22 protein-coding genes and 2 pseudogenes are annotated in these 23,309 nt (G+C 40.2%); 11 read left to right on the top strand and 13 right to left on the bottom strand.

What is annotated here, in order from left to right; genetic code table 11:
- Positions 1-73 precede the first annotated feature (73 nt).
- Positions 74-691 (top strand): DMT family transporter, encoded by a 618-nt coding sequence (locus tag DTA23_RS22020; protein WP_256604605.1) that lies wholly within the window; start codon positions 74-76, stop codon positions 689-691.
- Complete coding sequence (locus DTA23_RS29650; protein ID WP_256604604.1) at positions 573-944, top strand: EamA family transporter; 372 nt, start codon at positions 573-575, stop codon at positions 942-944. The genes DTA23_RS22020 and DTA23_RS29650 overlap by 119 nt, the downstream gene beginning before the upstream one ends.
- Positions 945-1,114: 170 nt before the next feature.
- Here DTA23_RS29650 and DTA23_RS22015 read toward each other — a convergent pair whose 3' ends face one another.
- Positions 1,115-2,647 carry an FAD-binding dehydrogenase gene (locus DTA23_RS22015; protein WP_286801339.1) on the bottom strand — a complete coding sequence of 511 codons (1,533 nt, stop codon included), beginning with the start codon at positions 2,645-2,647 and terminating at the stop codon, positions 1,115-1,117.
- A pseudogene (locus DTA23_RS30100) lies at positions 2,617-2,796 on the bottom strand (FAD-dependent oxidoreductase); the annotation flags it as partial. The gene DTA23_RS22015 and the pseudogene DTA23_RS30100, both read right to left, overlap by 31 nt.
- Positions 2,797-3,127: 331 nt before the next feature.
- Between DTA23_RS30100 and DTA23_RS22010 the strand changes: the two are divergent.
- The gene (locus tag DTA23_RS22010) at positions 3,128-4,111 is read left to right on the top strand and encodes an aldo/keto reductase (RefSeq protein ID WP_112376052.1); all 984 of its coding nucleotides are present in this window, start codon (positions 3,128-3,130) and stop codon (positions 4,109-4,111) included.
- A 95-nt stretch (positions 4,112-4,206) separates the two neighbouring features.
- Entirely contained in the window at positions 4,207-5,097 is an 891-nt protein-coding gene (locus tag DTA23_RS22005) for a cyclase family protein (protein ID WP_204991025.1), read from the top strand.
- 339 nt (positions 5,098-5,436) lie between these two features.
- On the opposite strand, the gene DTA23_RS22000 is transcribed toward DTA23_RS22005, so the two are convergent.
- The 4 genes and pseudogenes from DTA23_RS22000 to DTA23_RS21990 all read right to left on the bottom strand — a co-directional run bounded on the left by DTA23_RS22000 (position 5,437) and on the right by DTA23_RS21990 (position 7,921).
- Positions 5,437-6,153, bottom strand: a complete 717-nt coding sequence (locus DTA23_RS22000) for a Gfo/Idh/MocA family protein (protein WP_256604603.1) — start codon at positions 6,151-6,153, stop codon at positions 5,437-5,439.
- Positions 6,077-6,370 carry a Gfo/Idh/MocA family oxidoreductase gene (locus DTA23_RS29645; RefSeq protein ID WP_256604602.1) on the bottom strand — a complete coding sequence of 98 codons (294 nt, stop codon included), beginning with the start codon at positions 6,368-6,370 and terminating at the stop codon, positions 6,077-6,079. The genes DTA23_RS22000 and DTA23_RS29645 overlap by 77 nt, the downstream gene beginning before the upstream one ends.
- Before the next feature lie 92 nt (positions 6,371-6,462).
- The gene (locus tag DTA23_RS21995) at positions 6,463-6,945 is read right to left on the bottom strand and encodes a YdeI/OmpD-associated family protein (RefSeq protein WP_112376050.1); all 483 of its coding nucleotides are present in this window, start codon (positions 6,943-6,945) and stop codon (positions 6,463-6,465) included.
- Between the two features lie 19 nt (positions 6,946-6,964).
- A pseudogene (locus DTA23_RS21990) lies at positions 6,965-7,921 on the bottom strand (aldo/keto reductase).
- Positions 7,922-8,229: 308 nt separating this feature from the next.
- On the opposite strand from DTA23_RS21990, the gene DTA23_RS21985 reads away from it, so the two are divergent.
- The 3 genes from DTA23_RS21985 to DTA23_RS21975 all read left to right on the top strand — a co-directional run bounded on the left by DTA23_RS21985 (position 8,230) and on the right by DTA23_RS21975 (position 12,587).
- Positions 8,230-9,270, top strand: coding sequence for a sensor histidine kinase (locus tag DTA23_RS21985; protein ID WP_112376049.1), 1,041 nt, complete (start codon positions 8,230-8,232; stop codon positions 9,268-9,270).
- Entirely contained in the window at positions 9,260-9,949 is a 690-nt protein-coding gene (locus DTA23_RS21980; protein ID WP_112376048.1) for a LytR/AlgR family response regulator transcription factor, read from the top strand. The genes DTA23_RS21985 and DTA23_RS21980 overlap by 11 nt, the downstream gene beginning before the upstream one ends.
- Positions 9,950-10,103: 154 nt before the next feature.
- Entirely contained in the window at positions 10,104-12,587 is a 2,484-nt protein-coding gene (locus DTA23_RS21975) for a TonB-dependent receptor (RefSeq protein ID WP_112376047.1), read from the top strand.
- Between the two features lie 124 nt (positions 12,588-12,711).
- On the opposite strand, the gene DTA23_RS21970 is transcribed toward DTA23_RS21975, so the two are convergent.
- From DTA23_RS21970 to DTA23_RS21960, 3 genes are all read right to left on the bottom strand, one after another.
- On the bottom strand, positions 12,712-13,422 hold the full coding sequence (locus tag DTA23_RS21970; RefSeq protein ID WP_112376046.1) for an HAD family hydrolase: 711 nt from the start codon (positions 13,420-13,422) through the stop codon (positions 12,712-12,714).
- A gap of 99 nt (positions 13,423-13,521) precedes the next feature.
- Entirely contained in the window at positions 13,522-13,971 is a 450-nt protein-coding gene (locus tag DTA23_RS21965; RefSeq protein ID WP_112376045.1) for a DoxX family protein, read from the bottom strand.
- A gap of 52 nt (positions 13,972-14,023) precedes the next feature.
- Positions 14,024-14,590 (bottom strand): Crp/Fnr family transcriptional regulator, encoded by a 567-nt coding sequence (locus tag DTA23_RS21960; protein WP_070567992.1) that lies wholly within the window; start codon positions 14,588-14,590, stop codon positions 14,024-14,026.
- Between the two features lie 144 nt (positions 14,591-14,734).
- On the opposite strand from DTA23_RS21960, the gene DTA23_RS21955 reads away from it, so the two are divergent.
- On the top strand, positions 14,735-15,991 hold the full coding sequence (locus tag DTA23_RS21955; protein ID WP_112376044.1) for a hypothetical protein: 1,257 nt from the start codon (positions 14,735-14,737) through the stop codon (positions 15,989-15,991).
- A 62-nt stretch (positions 15,992-16,053) separates the two neighbouring features.
- Positions 16,054-16,905 carry a helix-turn-helix domain-containing protein gene (locus tag DTA23_RS21950; protein ID WP_112376043.1) on the top strand — a complete coding sequence of 284 codons (852 nt, stop codon included), beginning with the start codon at positions 16,054-16,056 and terminating at the stop codon, positions 16,903-16,905.
- Between the two features lie 58 nt (positions 16,906-16,963).
- Here DTA23_RS21950 and DTA23_RS28055 read toward each other — a convergent pair whose 3' ends face one another.
- Together DTA23_RS28055 and DTA23_RS21945 are read right to left on the bottom strand one after the other, a co-directional pair.
- Positions 16,964-17,368 (bottom strand): hypothetical protein, encoded by a 405-nt coding sequence (locus tag DTA23_RS28055; RefSeq protein ID WP_218565443.1) that lies wholly within the window; start codon positions 17,366-17,368, stop codon positions 16,964-16,966.
- Between the two features lie 25 nt (positions 17,369-17,393).
- A complete protein-coding gene (locus DTA23_RS21945) occupies positions 17,394-18,551 on the bottom strand; it encodes a glycoside hydrolase family 16 protein (RefSeq protein WP_218565442.1) in 1,158 nt (385 codons plus the stop codon).
- A 363-nt stretch (positions 18,552-18,914) separates the two neighbouring features.
- Here DTA23_RS21945 and DTA23_RS21940 point away from each other — a divergent pair, with 363 nt between their 5' ends.
- Complete coding sequence (locus DTA23_RS21940) at positions 18,915-19,187, top strand: nuclear transport factor 2 family protein (RefSeq protein ID WP_204991021.1); 273 nt, start codon at positions 18,915-18,917, stop codon at positions 19,185-19,187.
- A gap of 181 nt (positions 19,188-19,368) precedes the next feature.
- Here the strand turns inward: DTA23_RS21940 and DTA23_RS21935 are convergent, their stop codons facing one another.
- Together DTA23_RS21935 and DTA23_RS21930 are read right to left on the bottom strand one after the other, a co-directional pair.
- Complete coding sequence (locus DTA23_RS21935) at positions 19,369-20,202, bottom strand: universal stress protein (RefSeq protein WP_046675350.1); 834 nt, start codon at positions 20,200-20,202, stop codon at positions 19,369-19,371.
- 80 nt (positions 20,203-20,282) lie between these two features.
- Complete coding sequence (locus DTA23_RS21930; RefSeq protein ID WP_239468830.1) at positions 20,283-21,683, bottom strand: inorganic phosphate transporter; 1,401 nt, start codon at positions 21,681-21,683, stop codon at positions 20,283-20,285.
- Between the two features lie 677 nt (positions 21,684-22,360).
- On the opposite strand from DTA23_RS21930, the gene DTA23_RS21925 reads away from it, so the two are divergent.
- Positions 22,361-23,308 (top strand): alpha/beta hydrolase family protein, encoded by a 948-nt coding sequence (locus DTA23_RS21925; protein WP_112376041.1) that lies wholly within the window; start codon positions 22,361-22,363, stop codon positions 23,306-23,308.
- Position 23,309 lies beyond the last annotated feature (1 nt).

Raw genomic sequence — 23,309 nt, 5'->3', positions numbered from 1 at the left:
AAATTCGGATGATACAAGGATTGACTATTTATTTAGCTTTTAAATTTCCCTTTATGGGAAAGACATTTTTCTTATGAAAAAATCATATTTAGTACTTCATACCGCGGTACTGCTCGCAGGCTTCACCGGAGTTTTCGGCAAACTCATTACCCTCAATCAGATACCACTCGTGTGGTTTAGGGTTTTACTTTCAACACTCATTCTTTTCGTTGTCCTCAAATTATTCAAGATTGAGCGATTAAAATCGACAAAAGATATACTGAATATTGCAAGAGGTGGATTATTGCTCACCATCCATTGGATATTTTTCTATGGAAGTATCAAGTTTTCCAATATTTCCATTGGCGTAGTGTGCTATTGCCTGACCAGTTTTTTCACAGCCATTCTAGAACCTATCATCAATAAAAAAAGATTTAGTGCGGCGCAGCTGATGTTAAGCATGTTGACCTTGATCGGAATCAGTTTAATCTTTCATTTTGATAGCTCTTATCAAGTGGGCATTATTTTGGGTGTAATTTCAACTATTTTCGCGGCCCTATACACCATCTACAATGAGCGATTGGTCAAACAATATGATAGTAAATTACTCAACTATTATCAAATGCTTAGTGGCACCATTGTATTGGGACTTGGACTGCCTATTTTTCTATTATTTATTTCCCACCGAACGTTTTATACCAAGCTTTTCTGATGGGATCTATTTAATCTTGCTGTCTTTATTTTGTACGGTTGGTCTTTATGTTCTTTTTGCCGAATCGCTCAAGAAGCTATCTGCATTTACGGTCAATTTGAGTTTCAATCTTGAGCCCATCTATTCGATTATCATTGCTTTTTTATTCTTCAACGAAGGCAAACAAGTCAATGCTTCCTTTTATGTGGGGCTCGCTTTTGTACTCGTTTCTGTTCTTCTTCAAACGCTGCGCTCTATCCAGAAAAAAACTTAATAATTTCTTACTCTGATCTGAATAGGCAAACATCGCATTGATTGCCTACTAGAAATGTTGTTTTAACGTTAAATGTAACCACCGATGGCCTGGGCCGACGCTATCCGGCAACAACATCGGATGGAAAAGCTGGCATTATAAAGAAAAGGATCGACTTTCATAAACATTTTTTAGGTAAATGCTGCCTTTGGCAAACGCGCAATATGTTGTCCGGCTTTCATGCCTGAGAATATACAACCGCCCAAGAAAGTACCTTCTAACGCTCGATAACCATGCATGCCGCCACCACCAAATCCAGCCACCTCGCCTGCTGCATACAAACCCGCTATCACCTTGTTATCCTTTGTTAGTACTTGCGAATGGAGATTCGTTTTGAGACCGCCTAAGGTTTTACGCGTCAACACATGGAGACGTACCGCAATGAGCGGTCCATTTTCCGGCGCCAGGATTTTATGGAGGGCTGCCACCCGACCTAATTTATCACCAAGGTAGTTTCGTGTATTTCGAATGTAATTTACTTGCGTATCCTTTGAAAACTTATTATCGACCTCCCGGTCACGCGCTTCAATTTGCGTTTTAATCGTTTCATAATCCAAAAGATCTTCGCCTGTCAAACGATTCATACGAGCGACCAAATCCTTTAGATTGTCCGAAACAATAAAATCAGGTCCCTTTTCCTTAAAAGCCTCAACTGGTCCAGGTGCATTTTTCCCAAAAATGCGTTTCAAAAATAACCTATAATCCTTGTTGGTGATATCCGGATTCTGTTCTGAACCTGAAAGAGCAAACTCCTTTTTGATAATCTTCTGTGTCAGGATAAACCAGGAATAAGAAAAGCCTGTCTCTTGCAGGTGCCTGAGTGTACCCAAGGTATCAAATCCAGGTAAATAAGGAGCTGGAAGCCTATTACCGCGGGCATCAAACCACAATGAAGACGGCCCAGATAAAATACGGATGCCGTGCATAGGCCATATTGGATTCCAATTTTCAATCCCTTCCGTATAATGCCACATGCGATCGCGGTTTATCATATGAGCCCCAACCTCTTCGGCAATTCCAATCATTTTTCCATCGACATAGGCGGGAACACCTGAAATCATTTGCACTGGTGCTTTCCCTAATCGTTCAGGCCAATTTTCGCGTACCAATTGATGATTTGCTCCAATCCCTCCCGAAGCAATAACGACCTGATCTGCATAATATTCAAACGCTGCAAGAATATTTCTGTTGGTAGCAACACCCCTTGCTTTGTTATCATCTTCCAAAACATCGCCCGCAATTCCGAAGACCGCGCCATCTTGCGTTAGCAATTTTGTCACGCGATGTCGAAAGCAAAACCGCAGCAGACCTTTTTCCTGCGCAGCAAAAGCTTTATCCACAAAAGGTTTCACAACGCCAGTTCCAGTCCCCCAACTAACATGAAATCTAGGAACGGAATTACCATGCCCCGAGGCCGATCCGTCACCGCGCTCAGCCCAACCGACCATAAACATCAGCTTAATACCGAGCTGAGCGACGTAAGCAGCCTTCTCTTCCGTCGCAAATTTCAGGTAGGCCTCTGCCCATTGTCGCGGCCAATAATCCTCCTCGCGGTCAAATCCTGCAGTTCCCATCCAGTCCTGCCGAGCCAGTTCAAAAGAATCCTTGATGCCCATACGACGTTGTTGAGATGAATTGACAAGAAAAAGCCCCCAAAGGACCAATAGGCCTGACCACCAAGATTTTCAGCTGTCTCCTGATCTACAAGAAGCACTTTCTTACCAGCATTGGTAACCTCCATTGCTGCTGTAAGCCCTGCTAAACCCGCTCCGATAATAATCACATCAGGTTTAAATTGTTCAACTGTTTGCATAGATATTCTTTTACTGAACGGTTATCCCAATAAAAATGTAAGTACTAACAAGACCTACCACACTATATAAATCTACTAGTTTGTGTAGGAATGTACAAGAAAAAGTTAACAGAAATCTGCTGGCGCTTTTCAAAAAAAGACGCTAGTGTTATATTACAAAAATAATAGAATAACCTAATTTAAATTATTTTAATAATAAAAAATAGCGTTATAACTTTGTGCCATCAATCATTCTGATAATAGTAAGCATCCTTTCGAACAGATTTATTTAGTAAAAAAAGGTGCATCAGAACGACAAATAAAATTTAACAAGAGACATAAAAAATAAAAAATGGAATACAGAAAATTAGGAAAAACAGATTTAGAATTATCAGCAATTACGTACGGAGCTTTTGCAATTGGCGGCAACATGTGGGGCGGCAATGAAAAGAAAGATTCTATTGATTCTGTGAAAGCATCGATCGACAACGGTGTCACTACATTAGATACAGCCCCGTTTTATGGCTTTGGTTTGAGTGAAGAAATGATCGGTGCGGCAATTCAAGGTTATGATCGGACCAAAATACAGGTATTGACCAAATTTGGTTTGGTATGGGACGGTAGTAACCAAGGAAAAGGTGAATTTTTCTTTGACGCAGAAGAAGCTGGTAAAACTATTCCAGTTTATAAATATGCATCAAAAGCTAGTGTAATTCAGGAAGTAGAGAATAGCCTAAAACGTTTACGCACCGACTATATCGATCTACTACAGATTCACTGGCCAGATAGTACGACTCCGATTTCCGAAACGATGGAAGCCTTGGATCTTCTTTTACAACAAGGTAAGATCCGTGCTGCCGGCGTCAGCAATTATAGCGTTTATCAAGTTTCAGAAGCACGAAAAACCCTCAAAATAGCGAGTAATCAAGTTGGTTACAGCATGCTGAACCGAGGTATCGAACAGGACCTTGTTCCTTACGCAAAGGAAAATGATCTAGGTATCATTGTATATAGCCCTATGGAGCGTGGTTTGTTAACCGGTAAATATTTCAATACGGGTAAATTAAAAGAAAACGATCACCGCAATGGTTATTTCCAACAATTTGATCTGGCCAAGGTAAAGACCTTCTTGGATACCATCAGTCCAATTGCCGCAAACAAAGGTGTCACGCTTTCCCAATTGGTATTACGCTGGACTAGTTTGCAGCCGGCGATCACTGTGGTCTTGGCAGGTGCCCGAAATGCAGAGCAGGCCATCGCAAATGCGCAGGCCATCGACATCACGCTTACCGCAGAAGAACTATCCTTTATCAATCTTGCATTAGCAAAAATTTAATATTCAACGATGAAAAAATTCAATCAGTTGACAGTACTCCTCATGGGGTACTGTCACTCACAGCATTGCAAAGCAATGCGCAAAATAAAACACTGTTGGTAGACCCAACAGATAGTACATGGCATCATGCTGCTTATGGTAAGAACGACGAGATCGGAGCTGCCAATTTAATATCACCAGAATTGGTGCTACAGTCATTAAAACTTGTCAAAAAGGGAAAAACTGTCCCTCTTGCTGTCCCTGTAAACAAACAGCTTCCAGCTTTCCGCCACCGTAGTTTTAACTTGTATAATATACAACCCGGAGAACAGGCTGGTGCAACACTTGGTCCCAATAAATTCACTTTCAACGACGAATTGGTAAATGCCTGGACCTGTGTCGGCACCCAATTGAACGGTATTGGACATATCGGAATCAACAATATCTACTACAATGGCAACAAAGCGCAGGATTTTGTTACGGTAGAAGGCGTTAAAAAACTTGGAATAGAAAAAGTCCCACCACTGGTAACCCGTGCTATTGTCTTGGATATGACAGCCTATTATGGAAAAGATATCGTTCCCGGTGGTACAGAATTTACCGTTGAAGCCATTCAATCGGTATTAAAAAAACAAGGGATCACGATCAAAAAAGGTGACATCGTCTTATTCAACACAGGTTGGTTAGAATTGATCGGCAACAACAACCAACAGTTCCTGGAAACTGAACCCGGTATCGGTATGGATGCAGCAAAATGGCTAGCAGATCAAGGTATCGTTGCTTTTGGTGGTGACACGTGGGCATCTGAAGTATATCCAAACCCCAATACCAACGAGGAATTTCCAATCAATCAGTTTTTATTGGCCAAACGTGGCATATACAATCTTGAATTAATCGACACACGCCCCTTGGTAAAAGAAGAAGTCTGGGAATTTCTATTTGTCCTTGGACAGCCCTTATATGTAGGATCCACACAGGTCAATGTCAATCCAGTAGCGATCTATTAATTGCTTTTAAGATCAGTTCGGTGCACCTCTTTATGGCACCAACTTAGAACTCATTGCTCCAATGGGTCCATTCAAAAGAAAGAATACTTAATAAAACCTTCATAACTTCGCAGACACCAACAGTAATGAAAGCAAACTGAAGGTTCTTTGTGGCCAATAAGATCAGACACTGTCAGAAAAATTAAGCCTATTTGGAAGACCAAAATCATACCTATCTTCCAAATAGGCTTTCCATTATACCTGCTTCATCCTTAAAGACTAGAGCTTATCAGCAAAGCAAAATATTATTGCCTTATTGTCGAAAAGTTATCGATGATCTGCATCAGGACCAAGGCTTCCTCAATCGGAGATGGATTTGGCCCGATGCCGCTGAAATACTCTACCGCACGCGAAAATCATCGGCAATTGAATATTTTCGGGATGGTCAAATCTGAATTCCTGCTCTCCATCCCCTGTTTCGATAACAACTGAATTTCCAAAAATGGAAAAACAAATACGACCAAGGCTTCCAACAATTTCACAACGGTCTACCTGATTTTCTTTGGCAACATTAAAACACCAACTTCCATGAAAAACAAGCTGATTATTAAATAAAATGGTCCCTGTGGTTTGATCGGCAACAGCACTGTCCCTATCCTGAATTAAGCTAAAACCATCGTATGAAATCGGCATTCCAAAAAAGTAAAGCATCAAATCCAATTGATGAGGGGCTAAATCAAAAAAGTAGCCGCCGCCCGAAACAGCAGGATCAGTACGCCAATCTCCGCCACTTTTAGTTACCAGGTCGGGCGTTCTGCTTTGCCATAAACGGAGTTGCACCGTCCTTAGCTGGCCAATTTCACCGTTTTCAACAAGCTCTTTAACCTTTAGAAACAAAGGCAATTGTCTACGGTAATGCGCAACAACCAATTTCCCGTTACTGCTTTTTACTTCCGCCAATAATGATTCAGCCTCTATCGCATTTAACGTAACGGGCTTTTCAAACGTAAACAGATTTCCCTTTACGCAGGGCAGATAGTGCATACGCGAGATGAGAGGACGGTGGCGTTGCGACATAAATCGCATTGAGATCGATATTATCAAGTAAATCGTCAGCGTCTGAATACCATAGGGGTACCTGATGTCGCTTAGCATAATCAGCAGCTTTCGCCGCATCCCTTCGCATGACAGCCATTAGCTGACTATTATTTATCCGATTAAACGCAGGTCCACTTTTTTTTTCTGTGACATCACCACAGCCGATGATACCCCATACTATTTTAGGATTGTCCATAAGTATATTCAAATTATCACTAAAATTCTAACCAATCCTCCCTATATCTGGCCGTAATTACAGGACATACATGGAAGTACTGGTCTGAGTTCTTAGGGCTTTTCGCGCCCCACAAATCGATTTTTACCCAATAGAAAACCGATCGCCCTTTCGATGTTTTTTCTTCGACTATCCGCAGTTTTTAAGTTAGAAATATAACGGATAATTTCCTTTTGCTTTGATGGAGACAATCCATCAAACACCTTTAGTGCATCATTATTTAGCGCAAATGCTGCTTCGAGTTCTGGATGAGGCAAAATAGTCCGGTCTTCCGGATCAAAAGCGATTGTTATGGTTAAGGTCTCGCCGATTCGTTTCGGCGAGTTCGCCAATATAACCGTGTTAATGTACAGTCTCCACTCCCCCTTAAATCGCAGCAAGGTCTGAACATAATCTTTTTCATTAACTTTTCCCTTCACAGGAATATAACCTTTGTTCATTCCCGCATCCTTAAATAGGTTTTCCAGAATATCAGCAGGAACAAAAACAAAAGGATTGATACCGATAATTTCCAATTGTGCTTCAAAGGCAAACATGACATGATCAATTAGGTGATTAATTATACTTCAGAATAGCATCAATAAGTGCCAATTCATCCGCCGTAAAGTCTAGCCTGTCCAGGGCCTTGAGTGAATCAACCAGTTGCTCACTATTTCTCGCCCCTACCAAAACGGAGCTTACACGTTCATCTTTCAACAACCATGCAATTGCCATTTGAGCCAATGTTTGGCCTCTTTGTATCGCCAGATTATTCAACCGGTCTATCTTCTCCATCAATTCAGCAGTGATCATGTCACTTTTCAAAAAATGCTCTTTCGAAGCGCGCGAATCTGCCGGAATGCCACCTAAGTATTTATTGGTCAACAGTCCCTGTGCCAAAGGAGAGAAAGCGATCGCTCCGATTCCTTCTGCCTGCAGCACATCCAAAAGCCCCTCCTCAGGTGTCCGCACCAACATCGAATATTTCGGCTGATGAATAAGGCATGGTGTCCCCATTGCACGCAATAACGCAGCAGCTTTCTGAGCAAGATCAGGAGGATAATTGGACAAACCCACATAGCAGGCCTTTCCTTGATGAACAATATCTCGCAATGCGACCATCGTCTCTTCCAACGGTGTATTCGGATCCGGTCGATGATGGTAAAATATATCCACATAATCGAGCTTCATCCGTTTTAAGCTCTGGTGTAAGCTGGCCATCAAATATTTACGACTTCCCCAGTCACCATACGGACCCGGCCACATGGTATATCCCGCTTTAGTGGAAATTAAAAGTTCATCACGATAGCCCACAAAATCGCTACGCAATATATGTCAAAAGTTCTCTTCTGCACTTCCCGGAGGCGGACCATAATTATTGGCAAGGTCAAAATGGGTAATCCCGTGATCAAAAGCGGTCACCAAAGTTTTGCGGAACACCGCTTGAATATCGGTTTCACCAAAATTTTGCCAAAGCCCCAATGAAATGGCTGGCAAGAGAATGCCACTCTTCCCACAGCGTCTGTAGGGCATATGCTGATATCGGTTTGGATTGAACGTCACGTTACAAAGTTTATACCTGCAAAATACAAAACTATTTCCAACAGTCCAGCCTATTTCCCGTTTTCGTGTTCTTTCCTGAACCTCTTTTTAACATCATTTCATTTAATAGCTGCTCATGTTTATAACACCATATCGATTGACAACAGACCATGATAACCATCGGAGAACAGCTTTGATGAATAATTGTTTTTACCTATAAACGTATTTATATTGCATATAAAAAGCAATTTATCTAAGTTTGGTCTTATCCAAAAGTAAGGGGATTAATTAGATATAACATGATTGGCAGATTCTTCAGAAAATTCTATTTACATATTGTCATCTGGACCATATTACTGCTTTTGCCCTTTATTACGTACCTCTACCAGCCGGATAAAATCGCGGATTTCAAGCCTTATTCGGCATTATCGCATTTAGTAAATATTGTATTCCTGGCTACTCATTTTTACTTGCACTGCTACGTTGTTGCACCCACCTATTTTTTTGGTCGCAGAAAGATCTTTGTACTATTAATGGCACTTGGATTTGCCACCTATGTAGCACTGAACTACTGTATAGTCTATTTTAATCCAGATGGGGAGCTAGCTCATCTGACCAAGGAAAATATTCTTTTCGTACGATTGGTTATCGGCCCGGGTATTATCTACTCACTCTGTATGATTACCTCTTCGATGATCTTTCTCTACGATGAGCAAGCCCGACAAAAGGAGCTCAACAAACAGATTGCGCTTGAAAAAACAACGGCAGAACTAACGATGTTAAAACTTCAGATCAGCCCACATTTCCTATTCAATACGCTCAATAATATCCGTTGGCTCATTCGTAAACAATCATCAGATTCCGAAGACACTATTGTTAAGTTGTCCGAAATGCTACGCTACATACTTTACGAAGTAGACGGTCCCAAAGTCGAGCTTTTTAAAGAGATCGACCATATGCGCAATTTTATCGCCTTACAGACCCTTCGTCTTCCTATTCAAGGAAATGTAGCACTGGATATCGAAGACAGAGTCAAAAACAGAATGATCCCCCCATTACTCTTCATCCATTTTGTGGAAAATGCATTCAAGTATGGTGTGGATAGCAAAACTGAACCACAGATACAGTTTCAATTCCAGGATACTCCAGGTGGCATTATCTTTATATCCCGAAATAGCATTTTACAACATACGGAACCGCGTCCAAACGAAGGGATAGGACTGACCAATGTACGCAGACGATTACAATTATTGTATCCCAACCGACATGACCTCAGGATCGGAAAAACCGATGCTGGAGATTTCGAAGTGACTTTAAAACTGATGACCGATGAAGATTAAATGTATACTAATCGATGATGAACCCTTCGCGCTCAACATTTTAGAAGACGACTTATTGAATTTTGAGCAAATCGAAGTCGCCCGTAAATTTAATGCGACGGCCGAAGCTGAAGACTATTTAAAAGATCACGCTATCGATCTGATTTTTCTGGATATTGAAATGCCCGATCAATTGGGTACGCAGTTTATTCGCGAACTCACTCCGCGCCCCTTAGTTATCTTCACCACGGCCTATCACCAATATGCTGTTGAAGGTTTCGAGCTAAATGCCGTAGATTATCTGCTTAAACCCATTTCAAAAGAACGACTCGCAGCCGCAGTCCGAAAAGTGGAAGAAAGTATGCTGCTCCCTGCAAAACAGCTACCCGAACAGGATCATATTATCGTCAATGTAGAATACAAAAAGACGAAAATTTTTCTCCATGAAATCAGCTACATCGAAGGCTTGAAAGACTATGTGAAAATATACCTGGTCGACCGTGAATCGCCACTTCTTACGCGCAGCAACCTCCGAGGGATGGAAAAAATATTACCTACAGTCGATTTTCTACGCATACATAATTCCTTTATTGTCAACAAAAATCGTATTGAACAGGTCGGTCAAAGCAAACTCACCTTACCCGAAACTGCCCTTCCTATCGGTAAAAAATATATTAAAAATATCGAACAGTTTATCTAATGCTACAGGTACAAATTGAATCGATACAATTATCCGTTCGTCTACACATTCGCCGCTTCGGTCTACAGATGATTGCATAGCTAAAAAATCCTTTTCAAATTTGCGTACTATCGAACAGCCTAATCCGCGTAGCCGATAGCATAGCAAAGAAAAAATGAAAAGATTTATAGCAATAGCACTAATGGCAACTGCGGTTGCTTCTGTACACGCTCAAGCCCCTGCAGGCGGTCGTCCTGCTTTCGCCATGTCCGAAGGCCAGCTCTCCGGCCAAATTGTGGACAACACCGGGAAACCGATCGCGCAAGCTTCCGTGAATTTATTGAAGGTCATCAAGGATCAAGCTACTGGTAAAGAAAGGGAAATTCTCGTAAAAAGTACCAGTTCTTCAGAAAATGGAAAATTCAATTTCGCAGCCATTTCACCAAAAGAAAAATGGAAGCTAAAAATTAGCTCTGTAGGCTATGCACCGATTGATCTAGCTGTAGACTATACCGATGGAAAAACAGCCAAAGATATCGGCGCGATCAAACTGGAAAATGACAACCGTAAGCTCGATGAAGTCACCGTGACTGGCCGTAAGGCATTACTCGAAATGGATATCGACAAAAAAGTCTTCAACGTAGAGAAAAATATCGTCGCGGCTGGCGGTACAGCAATCGATGTACTCCGCAATATGCCTTCTGTACAAGTAGATATCGACGGTAATGTAAAATTGAGAAATGCAGCGCCAACGATTTTTGTTGACGGAAAACCGACCACGCTTACACCGGATCAAATTCCGGCTGATGTCATTGATAAAATCGAGATCATCACAAATCCATCTGCCAAATACGACGCTTCTGGAAGTATGGCCGGTATCCTCAATATTATTCTGAAAAAAAATAAGAAAGCTGGATACAATGGTATGGTCACCTTAGGTGGCGACCGCTTTGGCGGGACCAACTTTATGGGTAGTTTAAATCTGCGTCAGAATAAATTCAACATCTCACTGACGGGAATGAATATGCGCATGCGGACCAACACCGAGGGCGACAGCCACCGTACCAGTACAATTAATGGCATAGAATCGACAGTAGATCAAGATATCGAGGGCAAAACAAAAGGTATGATTACCTTTGGCCGGCTTGGCGTAGATTACGACTTAAGTCCCAAAACAACGCTATCTGTCGCCGGAGTGTTGGTTCAGGGTAAATTTAAGCCTAATGAAAATTCAGCAATTTCCACCACTTCAGGGGGCAGTACTTCAATGAGCGATCGCATTTCCGAATCTGAAAGAAGCTTTAAACCACGTGGCCTGCAAGCTGGTCTCGTCCAAAAATTCAAAACTGAAGGCGAAGAATTGTCTGTCGATTTCAATTACTTTGGCGGTAATAACACCTCAAATGGTCTATATACGACCAATTATCGCAATGCCAGCGATGAGGTCAGCGGAACGCAGATCCAAAAAAACAACGGCTCCGGCAACAATAAATTTATGACTGTGCAGGCAGATTATGTCAAACCGTTCAAAAATGGCATGAAACTCGAGACCGGTGTGCGTGCCCAGATCAATAAACTCAAAAACCTCAACACGAATTCCTTAAAAGCAGTGGATAAGGAGGATTTTGAAAATATCACCGCAGCTTCAGCGAACTATAACAATAAAAACAGTGTCTATGCAGCTTATGCCTCACTTGGAGGAAATCTCAAAGACTGGGTATCCTATAAAGTTGGGTTGCGCGCAGAAAGCTCAACGTACGACGGCGAACTTTTGAATACAAATGAAAAGTTTCACAACAAGTATCCCCTTAGCTTATTTCCTTCTTTGTTCTTAAGCAAAAAGCTAACCGAGAAAGACCAAATACAGATGAGCGTAACCCGTCGTGTCAACCGTCCGAACTTCTTTCAGCTTATCCCTTTTGTTGACTACACCGACAGCTTAAATATTACACGTGGTAACCCCGATCTTGTACCAGAATTCACCACTTCGGGCGAACTTTCTTACAGTCGTACACATGGAAAAGGTACATTTTTGGCAACGGTATACTATAAATCTACAAACAACCTAATTACACGTTACCTGACACAGGAACTCAATCCGGTGACGAACAAAATGGACTTCATTAATACCTATATCAATGCCAATTCCAGCAAAAATTACGGGGCCGAATTCACGTATACCAATAATCTCAAAAAATGGTGGGATCTGACAGCAGACCTCAACTTCTACAATTCTAAAATTGAAGTTGATGAGAAAACACCATCGGAAGGTATGTGGACAGTATTTGGAAAATTGAACAATACATTCAACTTACAGAAAAACTGGAACCTACAGCTTGCTTTTGAATATCAAGGTAAAACAAATATGCCAGTTACACAGGGCCAGACATTCGGCCCACCAATGAACCAGGCACAAAGCTCTTCCCAAGGCTATATCAAACCATTCTATGGTATCGACTTTGCCATCAAGAAAAGCTTCTTGAAAAATCAGGCTGCCTCCGCAACATTAGCCATCAATGATATCTTCAGAACACGTGGCAATACCATTGTTTCATCGGGTGAAGGATTCTCTCAAACCTATTATCGACTTTCCAATCCGCAGTTGATCAAATTGAATCTTTCCTACCGTTTCGGAAAAAATGGATATGAACATGTTTAAGAAAAACAAAAACCAGAATTCAATGGAAGGCATACAAATGCAATAGCATGTGGATCATATCGCAATCAAAAGCGGGTATTTCCTACAAGAAATACCCGCTTTTTTATTCAACAGTGTCAAAGAACTAGACAACTGTATTGGAGATATTCTTCTTTTCAAGTATTGGAACAATTTCCAGTAGATCATCAATCACATAATCGGGATTTGCGGATTTGAGTTGAACCACATTATGTGCACCGGTTGTGATACCGATACTTAAACCACAGCCTGCTTGCTGCCCCTCCTGTATATCGATAATAGAATCTCCAATCTTTACGACAACACCTGGATCAGCAATTTCAAATTTTTGCATCGCTAATTCAATCATATCTGGATAGGGTCTGTTTCGAGGCACATCAGACGCTGTAATTAATGCATCTACATCCTTTCCTACTTTCCAGTTAAGCTTTTCTAAAAGCGACTCCGCAGTTTTTCGGTCATATCCCGTATTCAACACACGTAAGATATCACGGTCTTTCAATATGGCAAAAAGCTCCTCAGCATTCGTATTTGGATAAATTTCTTCTACTTCATAAGCATGCTCCAGCTCCCCTAAAAACAACGTAAACATGCGTTGTGCCAATTCATCATCAACAAGATTCAGGCTATTTTTAAGTACTGTTTTGATCGCTTGTAACTTTTCCTTACCTGCGCCATGCGCCAATACTTCCGTTAATGTAAGTTCATAGCCTCCTACCGTATTTATTGCATTTCTAAGCGTCTTATACACAATATTATTTTCGTTCACTGTCGTACCTGCCATGTCAAATACGATCATCTTAATTGCTTCTTTCATTTGATTAAACCTAAAAGTTTAGTAAAAATAAAAAATTGTTAAATAACACTAAACAATCCCATATTAATTTAATGCTATATTTTAGTTAAGAAACTTGATTTAACGAATCGCAAAATAATAAGTCCAAGCGATAAGCAAGATTTGAAACGGAATACGAAACCACAAATAGTTTGGACTAGGTCCATCGAAAGTAGCCGTCTCATAATTTATATGCTTCAAGTTTGCCCGGATATTTGTGGGTAATACCAGTAGAAAGAAGACAATTAAAAGGATTCCCGTTATGCGGCTCATCTGCGGGACAAATAGCCCAATAGCAGCAAGGGCTTCCAACAGTCCGGTTGCATAGATCATTTCCTTTTTAAATGGAATAAATTCGGGCAGCATCAAGGTCATTCCCTCCGTATATAATAAATGCCCCAATGATGTAAACAGCAACATAACGGCTAGTGCTATTTTGCCAGAAAAAAAATAATCCACCGTGCCTTTCAACAACAGGGTACTAAAATTGGAGACAATAAAGACAACGATCAATACAAAAAATGGTTTCATCTTTTTTATAACAAAAATAGGTACCCTTCTTTTTGTTATCAATGAACATTTGTTAATAAATGCCTTTTCTGATTCGGCTCAATGATTGCGGTCTAATACCAATATAAGAAGCCAGATATTTTAAGGGAATATTGCGAATCAGCTCGGGCTGCTCACGCAACAAATTGATATACCTGGTTTTTGCCGAATCTTCGAGTAGCGTCAGTTCCCGTTTCATTTTTTTTAGAAAAATGTCCTCAACCGCTTTCCGACCAATTAGATTCCCAACCGTTGTTGTTTGATATACCGCATGGAGATCCTCAAACGATATCCGCCATAAAATACAATCCGTTATTGCCTCGAGATGATACGATGAAGGCTGTTGTGTCAAGAAGGAATCGTACCCACTTACAAAAGAGTTTTCAAAAGCGAATCCAAAAGTAAAATCATAGTCCAGTTTTGGGATATTGAAACGTACAATTCCTTTTTCAATAAAAGATAAATACTGTTCAGTTTTTCCGATTTCCAAAATCAGTGATTTTTTTGGAAACTCCATCTTAACAAGCTTAGCGGAAAATACTTCCCAGTCCGTATCATTCATGACAACGAGCGATTCGAAATATTCTCTGATCTTGTCCATGATCCTTATTTTTTAGGAGCAAGATAAAAACTTCTGTCCAAATATAGCGTAATGATTATTTACTATTTAATCGATTATTTATTTCAACAAACATACGGTCTATTTTACCAAAAAATATTAACTTAAATACTATAAACTTTAATCATGCTTATTCTTAACGAAAACGGTCCAGAACGTTGGCCTGCCTTTAGAAAATTAGGTTTTCGATTTTCTTTTATTTTCATTTTGTCGTTTATTCTTGTTTTCAACAACGGCACTTATCCATTATATGGCTATATCAGCTCTCCCCTCAATCATTTTATGCAAAAGTTGACTCCCTGGTTTGCAGAAAATATATTGGCCTATTCTTACGACCACAGCATCTTCATCAACGGAAGTGGGGATACCTCCTATGCCTGGATATCCTTATTGATCTTATTCCTACTAGCATTAGTCGGGGCAGCTTTATGGTCCATATTAGATCGAAAAAGAGCGAACTATAGGATCCTTTTTTACTGGTTAACCACAGCAATACGTTATTATGTTGCTTTTATGCTCATCAACTATGGTCTCATCAAAGTCTTCTATATGCAAATGCAGCCGCCGAGGTTAACACAACTCCTGCAGCCATTGGGCGAGTATTCCCCCATGGGCCTCGCATGGACTTATATCGGTTATTCTCAAGGCTACAATATACTCATCGGTTCAATTGAAATATTATCGGGCCTATTGCTTTTCAGAAAAATGATGGTTTTGGGTGCACTTATTACGGTTGCGACAAGTATCAATATTATGGCTGTTAATTATTTTTATGATGTTCCTGTCAAAATGGTCTCCACAGCACTCCTGCTATTTTCCATATTTCTACTGCTTCCCTACTTAAAAGCATTGTGCGAAATTTTTATTTCAGGAAAACCTGTACAGTTACTTCCTATTCAACAACCCCTATTCAATAAAAGCTGGAAAAGAAAAAGTTTGTTTATCATCAAATTGGCCGTGTTACTTCTCTTTATAGTGCAACAAGGCATGGGCATATTAAGTACAAAAAAAATGATCGCTGAGTACCTAACGAAGTCACCACTATATGGAATCTACCGTATTGATGAAGCGGGAACACCACGCAAAACAATCCCCGAAAATTGGCGACTTATTGTTTTCGAAATTGATAACAACAAGGTCTTAATACGCAACACAGACTATAGCCCGCAAAGAGAGAGCGTTATTATTGATGCTGCGGGGAAGAAAATTACCTTAAACAATTATCAATTTGATTATAAAATCAACCAAGATGGAAATATTCTTCTGACAAAAACCTTCGATGACCAGACAGCGCAAATTAAACTGATTAAACAAGACGTGCAAGCTTTCGAATTAAAGCAGCGCAAGTTCCATTGGGTACAGGAATATCCCTATAATCGTTAGATAAGAATCGCAAAATTGAATAAACAAATCGTGCATTTAACGCCTCTCAGACCAAAGTAACTATGTTTAATACTGCAAACATAACAACATGCGACGAACAGGTAGAGCATCTCGGTTTTTTATATCGAATGCGGAATATCAGAGTACACACCTGCCATATGCTCAAAAGCAAAGAGGTGCTGACCCTTATCTTAATACACTCGGGAGGAGGTATCCGTCAGATTGATCAGGGGCAACATAATATAATGGGTTACCAAATTCATTTAATGTTCCCTGGTCAGTCAAGTTCTTTCTATTTTTTCAAAGAAACCGCTGTTTATCATTTTAGAATTCCCTGGCAAAATTTTGAAAAATTATGTCATACGCTTTCAATCAACATAAAACTTCTTAAAGATTATCCGATACTTCAGATCGCAGCATATGAATTTGAGAGGCTTCGCTATGAATTCGATAAGATCCGTGAGGAACTCTCTCGCTATCAGCCACTATTATCACTCATTTTATCACGTTTGGGAACTAGCTTACTAGAGATTAACCGCTCCTTAACCAAACACATCGATAATTTAGCACCATATACTTATCCAGCCATCCTGAATCGCTTTCTTGAATTAATAGAACTTCATTATAAAAAAGAACACCATGTCGCTTATTACGCAAATTTATTGAATATAACTGCAACAACTCTTTGGATACAAACACAGCAATACATGGAGACTACCCCCCTCAAATTGATTCATAATCGTTTGTTAAAGGAAGCTATGCACCTGCTGCGTTTGGGGGCCAATCCAATCAAGACCACCCTGATTGAATTGGGTTTTGAGGACTCCGCTACGTTCTCTCATTTCTTCAAAAAACAGACAAATATGTCACCTTCAGCATATCAAAAGAAACATTTACCGCATAAAAAAACATAAAAATGGCTCCAACGTGATATACATGAAGCCAATATTTATTAAGAAAACTGCATTATAACTATCTTTTTTTCAATATGATATTATCCAAAAATGCGTTTTCCGTTCCTACATTGGTAAATCCGATCCGAACTATTTTTTTATTCGGATTGATCTCCTTGCCAGTGACAAAATTAACCGCCTGTTCTCCACCTCTCTTTCCTGAATCAGCTATTAAAGTCTTTAAAGTCGATAACTTTCCTGTTACGACAGCAACATCATCCACTTCCGCCTGAACTTTACCTCCTTTACTCCAATAGCCAAGCTTGAAGTCTTGTTGAGGATCCAAATAAACATATTGCTCTATTTTTTGACCCGGCGCAAGTACGACCGCTTTACTGCCTTTTTCTCCACGCCGTTCTTCGATGACCGCTGCTCCTTCCCAAGGTGCAAGACCAGATTTACCCTCAAAATCTGGGTTAGGCAATTCATTACCATCTTTTAAAGGCCAATTATACGCCCCGAATATAATCGACCTCCATATTGACTCCGCGTTCAGATCCATAGGCTCCAAGAAATACGTTCAAAAAGTGGTTGGGTGAATAAATCTGATTTTTATTCGTATACTCCTTGATCAGGTCTCCATTGATATAATGTTTAATACTGGTAGGTGTCCACAATACTCCATGTGTTACCCATTGTCCGACATGTTCATACCCCTCCGCAATATGTGTAGCAAGATTACGTTGAAATACCCCTTTTTGATCGACATGCCCATGTACCACAAATTGAGCCGTAATATATTCGAAAACGTCGATTTCAAAAAGCTGTCCCTTTGGACGAATGCCTTTAATTCCGTCGACTTCGGATCCTTCTTGAAGATAATAACGAATATCTGGCCCAGGTGAATCAAACCAAAAAGCTGTATTTGTTCCCTTGGGACTACCTTGGCGGTTACGCCTTACCTTAACTTCAAAGTACCCACCTTTGCTGTTGTCCAGTAAATTTTCATTGGACTTCCAATCGTAGGTTTGGATGGATGAAATCTTTTGGTTGCCACCCTCCGTAAAAATCCGCTTGGGAATGGTATCATTGACATACAGATTGATCGCTGATCCATTTAACGTATAAGCCGGTTGTGGCAAACGATCATGCAACATTTCATCCTTGGATTTTTCATTCAGATAGTTCAGGGACGAGAAATAGTTGGTCGTCCATTTATTCCGATTAAGTAATTGATCGTTAAATTCATCCTGCCAATAGACTTCCATACCAATAGGAACAGCTCTTGAGCTTGGATTCTTTTGCTCCTCATCGAGTTCAGTATCATCCAGCTGCCACTTCTTGCTCGTATACACTTTTCCATTCGCCAAGGATTTTCCTGTAGCAGATTCTATCCAGATATAATAGGTCGTTTCAGGCTCCACCTGCTGAATATAATAACGTTTGGCACCTTCTGCTAATATCGCATTGGCTGTTTGCGGTTTCTTATTCGTTTTTGCCCAAAAGACTTTCGCTCCGGACATGCTCGGTTGATTATCCTTCGTGTCTACACGGATCCAACTCCGGGTACCCAATAGCTGTAATGGCACAGTTGACCTTGTCGTTTGGGCCGATAACCCTAGCACTGACATTACCTGAATACCCGCAAGAAATAGATATTTTTTCACAATTTTCTTATTTTATAAACGAACAAACTATAGTCAATCTGCTTACGAACAGACTATAACCTTACGATAATAACGAGAATTATCAGCATTGACAACTCTGATCAAAACGCAACCGTTTGTTCAATTTAGCGATTCCAACAAATTGTGGGTCAATAACGGTTTATCCATCCTTACGCCAGATAAGACAGTTAAATTATGTATATTGCTTTAAGCGGTTTGGTTTGACAATTCCGTCAGATACATCGATTAATTTTTAATACAATATGAATACACTAGATAATTTTAATCAGCCTGCAGATCTTACGCAACATTGGGTTGATCCCTGGAACCAACACGATCTGGATACAATTATGTGACACTATAGTGAAGACATTGACTTTCGCTCCCCCATTTATTCAGAAAATGGGTGTGAATACGGCGGGAAATATAAAGAACAAAGAAGAATTAAAAGCTTATTTTAAAAGCGCACTGGAAAAATATCCAGAACTTCATTTTGAGCTTTACCACATACTTACGGGCGTAAACTCCATGGTAATTTTCTATAAAAGCGTCAACGATTCGCTTTCCGCGGAATATATGGAATTAGATGTACATGGAAAAATATACAAAGTTTCAGCGCACTATAAGGGACTATAGTGAAAAATCTCCACAGGACGACGACTTGTAGAGATTTTTAGGTTAATTTAAGGTGATACTGATTGCCTACTGGCTCAAAATTGGTTTCTGAATTATCAATCCATCTTTTTGTCATTGAAAAAAAGCCGCTTGGAAAATCCAAAACGGCTTGATATATAGCGTAAAAAAGTTTCAACATAGACTATTCATGCAACACCAAAATCGCTTTAACCGATCGGTTCAGAACTTCATTCACCGTACTACTTGCAAATAAACGATAAATCATATTATGGTTGCGTTTGACCAAACATAGAATATCGGTCTGATTGTTTTCCACAAAATCAACGATCGCATACGATGGGCGTGTATCATCCTCATCCACATAGTTAAAGTTGATAGTTACGTTAGGAAGCAACTGACGCATTTTTTTCTCCCCATTACGCACCAGCTTTTCGTCCAAATCCCTTTCTGAAACATGTAGAATTTCCAACTTCTTGGGGTCCGAAAGTTTTAAAATACGATTGAGCGCTTTGACATCACGCACAGACAATTTTGTGGTTTTGTAATCCGTTGCCAATGTAATGACCGGAATAGCGGACAGATTACTTTCAGGAGGTACAATCAAGGTCGGAATACGCAATTTTGTCACAGCCATACTTGCATTACTACCGACAATTTCTTTAATGCCCGTCGCCCCAGTGATTCCCATCACCAAAAAAGAAACATCGGTATATTCAACATACTTTGTGACTACATTCCGCAGATAACCTACTTCGACAACAGATCTCACTTTAAGGCCATTGTATTTATTTTCCTGAACCACCTGATCAGTCCATTCTTGCAAAGCAGCTCGTTTTCTAGCGTAATAATCTTCTATAAAGATCGCGTTATAAGTACTGTTGTTGATCCCTTCTGTCGGGTGTATGGCGTGTACAACAGCAATTTCCATATGCAAACGAGAAGCCAAAGACAAGGCATAACGCAAAGCATGACTTGCATTGATTGAAAAATCAGAGGCAACGAGAATTTGTTTCATTTTTTAAGTTTTAACATTAAACTGCCAATAGCCATGTGTACAAAGTCATTGGATGACAAAAACATTCAGGTAACAATCAACTAAATAAAAAGATGGAAGAATACAAATAGTAATAAAGCCAAGCCAATCGACACAGGTAAAGTAAGTACCCAAGCAAGACCGATACTTTTGAGTGTTCCTTTATTTAAATTGCTCTTTCCTCCAGAAGCTACCATTGAACCAGCAATACCACTTGAGAGCACATGCGTTGTGCTAACGGGCAAACCCAATACGGTACTGATACCAATTGTCGAAGCTGCGACAATCTCGCTTGAGGCCCCCTGAGCATAACTCAAATGTTCATTTCCTATTTTTTCACCTATTGTTATTACAATACGTTTCCAACCGATCATTGTTCCCAAACCTAGTGCTACCGAAATCGTTAAGATCACCCAAATCGGTGCAAAGTCCGTAAGATGTTTCAATTCACCCAACTTACGATTGAGCTCCAAACGATTTTCAGCATTGATATTGATCCGTTTATTGCTCTCCAATGTAGCAATCGATTTGACCAAACCTTCAACCTCTTTTCTGAATTTAAACGTCCCAGCTTTATCCGTTAGACTTTTATCCATCAAATGCAACTTGACTTGCTCAATCTCTTCATGGACATGTGCAAACATCGTTCCTTGAACAACATTACTGGAAGCAATTGTCTGCAACACGATTTCCGTTTGATCGAGCGTTTTAATGACAGCCGCATCTGGTACGGAATGGTTTATTGCAAAACGGGCAGGAAGAAATGCAATTAAGATCAACATAAACAGCCCTACTCCTTTTTGTCCATCATTGCTACCGTGAAAAAAACTGACCAATGTACAGGTCAGTATAAGAATACCCCGTACTAAAAATGGAGGTCTGTCATCTTCTCCTTGTGGGATGTGAAAAAGTGCTTTATAACGGACGACATGCTTCAAAAAGAGCATCAATATCACCGCTAGACCAAAGCCAATCAAAGGTGACAGAATCAAAGAAAGACCAATTTCCTCAGCCTTATGCCAATTGACACCGCTGCCACCGTAATACCAGGTGAAGCCTATACCAGCCCCGATAAGGGCACCAATCAAGGTATGTGAACTCGAACAAGGAATACCAAAATACCAAGTCCCCAAATTCCAGATAATAGCAGCCAATAATACAGAAAGGACCAGACAAGCGCCTACGGAAACCGGGAGTGCCATTAAGGTATCCAGAGGCACCAATTTAAGGATTCCCATAGCCACGGCTATTCCGCCTGCAAAAACACCTAGAAAATTCCAAAAACCAGACCAAGGAATGGCTACAATTGGTTTAAGTGCTTTGGTATAAATGACCGTTGCAACAGCATTCGCGGTATCATGAAAGCCATTGACAAATTCAAAGGCCACAACGGCAAATAAACAAAGGGCAAAAACAATAAGGAGTCCAGTACTAAGATCGGTTTCCCCTAAGAGAGGAATCATGTTGCAGAAAATGTGCATAGTATTCTTTCATAAGATTTATGGTTGTCCTTGCTGAGTTTTTCTTACTTGCTGAGTTTTCCTTAAGGAAAACTACCGCAGGAACAATCGCTTCATTCAGCTCAAAAATAATTTTCAGATGTTAACTTTTGATAAAGGATATATTACGTTATACAACAAGAAAGAAAAACTTAAAACACTGTTAACGAATCTTATTCCGTCGCTATTTTATTTCTCACAAATTTCTTCACTTTCAGGGAGCTAATACGGACTTTATAGGGACCTCATTCGGACTTCATTCGGATGAAAGCGAATAAAGACCGAATAAGTTCCGTAGAAATAACGATTATAAAACGGAATAAAATCAAATTTGACCACTAGTTTTTACCCAAATAAATATAGACAAATCAAAACCCCGTAAAAGACCAGCTGTGAAGTAAGAGTAGTATTAGACCAACCGTAAAGTAAAAGCCGTGTTAAACCTTTTGTAAACCTTTTTCAAGAATGGACATTGCTATCTGCAAAATACCAAGCAGACGATTCAAGGGAATTTTGATCCGCCATTTACAGCAAAAACAGGACGATTTACCGATTCAAACCTACAGTCCACCGAAAAGCACAAACTTTTTAAATTTAAACTCGTTACTTTAGACAAAAATAAATTTAACACCGAATTAATTATGCCTAAATCCTCCTCATTAAACTGTTCCCTGACGAACTATGCTCCCTTACAGCGGATTACACTTCGTACGCTACCTTTTCTCGTCGCCATGTATTGCCTGCTCTTCGCGCAACATGCAAAAGCCCAATCTTTAGACTGGTATACAAAAGATATTGTATTTAAAAGTGAGGGTATTAAGTTAACAGGAACCATACTTCAGCCTCGCCGTGCCCATGCGGCCATTGTCCTTATCCATGGTTCTGGACAAGAGAAAAGGATGATGGAGTTTGCCTCATATTTAGCCCAAAACGGTATTGCTGTATTTACTTATGACAAGCGCGGAGTTGGTAAATCTGAGGGAACCTACGCTGGCCCTGAGGTCGGTACAAATAATATCGACTCTGCCAACCTCCACCTGCTGGCCAAAGATGCACAAGCAGCGGTAAAAGCATTCCATCAGCAACTCGGGAAGACGAACATTCCAATGGGACTACTTGGATTCAGCCAAGCGGGATGGATCATTCCCTTAGCGACTAACCAAAATCCTTTGATCGACTTTTTTGTTTTGTACAGTGGAGCAGTTATCCCTGCCCGTGAGCAGCTCCGCTTCCAGTTTTTTACGAATGGAAAAAAAGATTTTTGGGATAAACATACGGAAGCCGATGCCCGACAACATGTGGCGAATGATCCGGATCGCTATCAATTTACAAATACCGATCCCATGACACCACTTAAAACGATAACAACTCCAGGGCTCTGGCTTTTTGGATCCAAAGATATCCAAATACCTGTAGGTTTATCCATTGAACATCTCAATGCACTTAAAGCACAAGGAAAGCCTTTCGAATATTGCCTATTTCCTTTATTAGATCACAATACAAGCCTTTCGGCATCTAGCGAACCTAGCACTATTGCATTGAACTGGATCAAAAGTAGGAGTAAAAAAAAAGCACAAAGAACCTCTTGAC

The organism is Sphingobacterium multivorum (assembly GCF_900457465.1).
Taxonomy (GTDB): Bacteria; Bacteroidota; Bacteroidia; order Sphingobacteriales; family Sphingobacteriaceae; genus Sphingobacterium; species Sphingobacterium multivorum.
The sequence above is the reverse complement of the archived record's forward strand: the minus strand, read 5'-3'. Positions and strand labels throughout refer to the sequence as shown.

Bases quoted from the DNA above. Each gene is read 5' to 3' on its own strand.
- DTA23_RS22020 (WP_256604605.1), top strand. From the start codon at position 74: ATGAAAAAATCATATTTAGTACTTCATACCGCGGTACTGCTCGCAGGC.
- DTA23_RS29650 (WP_256604604.1), top strand. From the start codon at position 573: ATGATAGTAAATTACTCAACTATTATCAAATGCTTAGTGGCACCATTG.
- DTA23_RS22010 (WP_112376052.1), top strand. From the start codon at position 3,128: ATGGAATACAGAAAATTAGGAAAAACAGATTTAGAATTATCAGCAATT.
- DTA23_RS22000 (WP_256604603.1), bottom strand. From the start codon at position 6,153: ATGTCGCAACGCCACCGTCCTCTCATCTCGCGTATGCACTATCTGCCC.
- DTA23_RS29645 (WP_256604602.1), bottom strand. From the start codon at position 6,370: ATGGACAATCCTAAAATAGTATGGGGTATCATCGGCTGTGGTGATGTC.
- DTA23_RS21995 (WP_112376050.1), bottom strand. From the start codon at position 6,945: ATGTTTGCCTTTGAAGCACAATTGGAAATTATCGGTATCAATCCTTTT.
- DTA23_RS21985 (WP_112376049.1), top strand. From the start codon at position 8,230: ATGATTGGCAGATTCTTCAGAAAATTCTATTTACATATTGTCATCTGG.
- DTA23_RS21980 (WP_112376048.1), top strand. From the start codon at position 9,260: ATGAAGATTAAATGTATACTAATCGATGATGAACCCTTCGCGCTCAAC.
- DTA23_RS21975 (WP_112376047.1), top strand. From the start codon at position 10,104: ATGAAAAGATTTATAGCAATAGCACTAATGGCAACTGCGGTTGCTTCT.
- DTA23_RS21970 (WP_112376046.1), bottom strand. From the start codon at position 13,422: ATGAAAGAAGCAATTAAGATGATCGTATTTGACATGGCAGGTACGACA.
- DTA23_RS21965 (WP_112376045.1), bottom strand. From the start codon at position 13,971: ATGAAACCATTTTTTGTATTGATCGTTGTCTTTATTGTCTCCAATTTT.
- DTA23_RS21960 (WP_070567992.1), bottom strand. From the start codon at position 14,590: ATGGACAAGATCAGAGAATATTTCGAATCGCTCGTTGTCATGAATGAT.
- DTA23_RS21955 (WP_112376044.1), top strand. From the start codon at position 14,735: ATGCTTATTCTTAACGAAAACGGTCCAGAACGTTGGCCTGCCTTTAGA.
- DTA23_RS21950 (WP_112376043.1), top strand. From the start codon at position 16,054: ATGTTTAATACTGCAAACATAACAACATGCGACGAACAGGTAGAGCAT.
- DTA23_RS21935 (WP_046675350.1), bottom strand. From the start codon at position 20,202: ATGAAACAAATTCTCGTTGCCTCTGATTTTTCAATCAATGCAAGTCAT.
- DTA23_RS21930 (WP_239468830.1), bottom strand. From the start codon at position 21,683: ATGATTCCTCTCTTAGGGGAAACCGATCTTAGTACTGGACTCCTTATT.
- DTA23_RS21925 (WP_112376041.1), top strand. From the start codon at position 22,361: ATGCCTAAATCCTCCTCATTAAACTGTTCCCTGACGAACTATGCTCCC.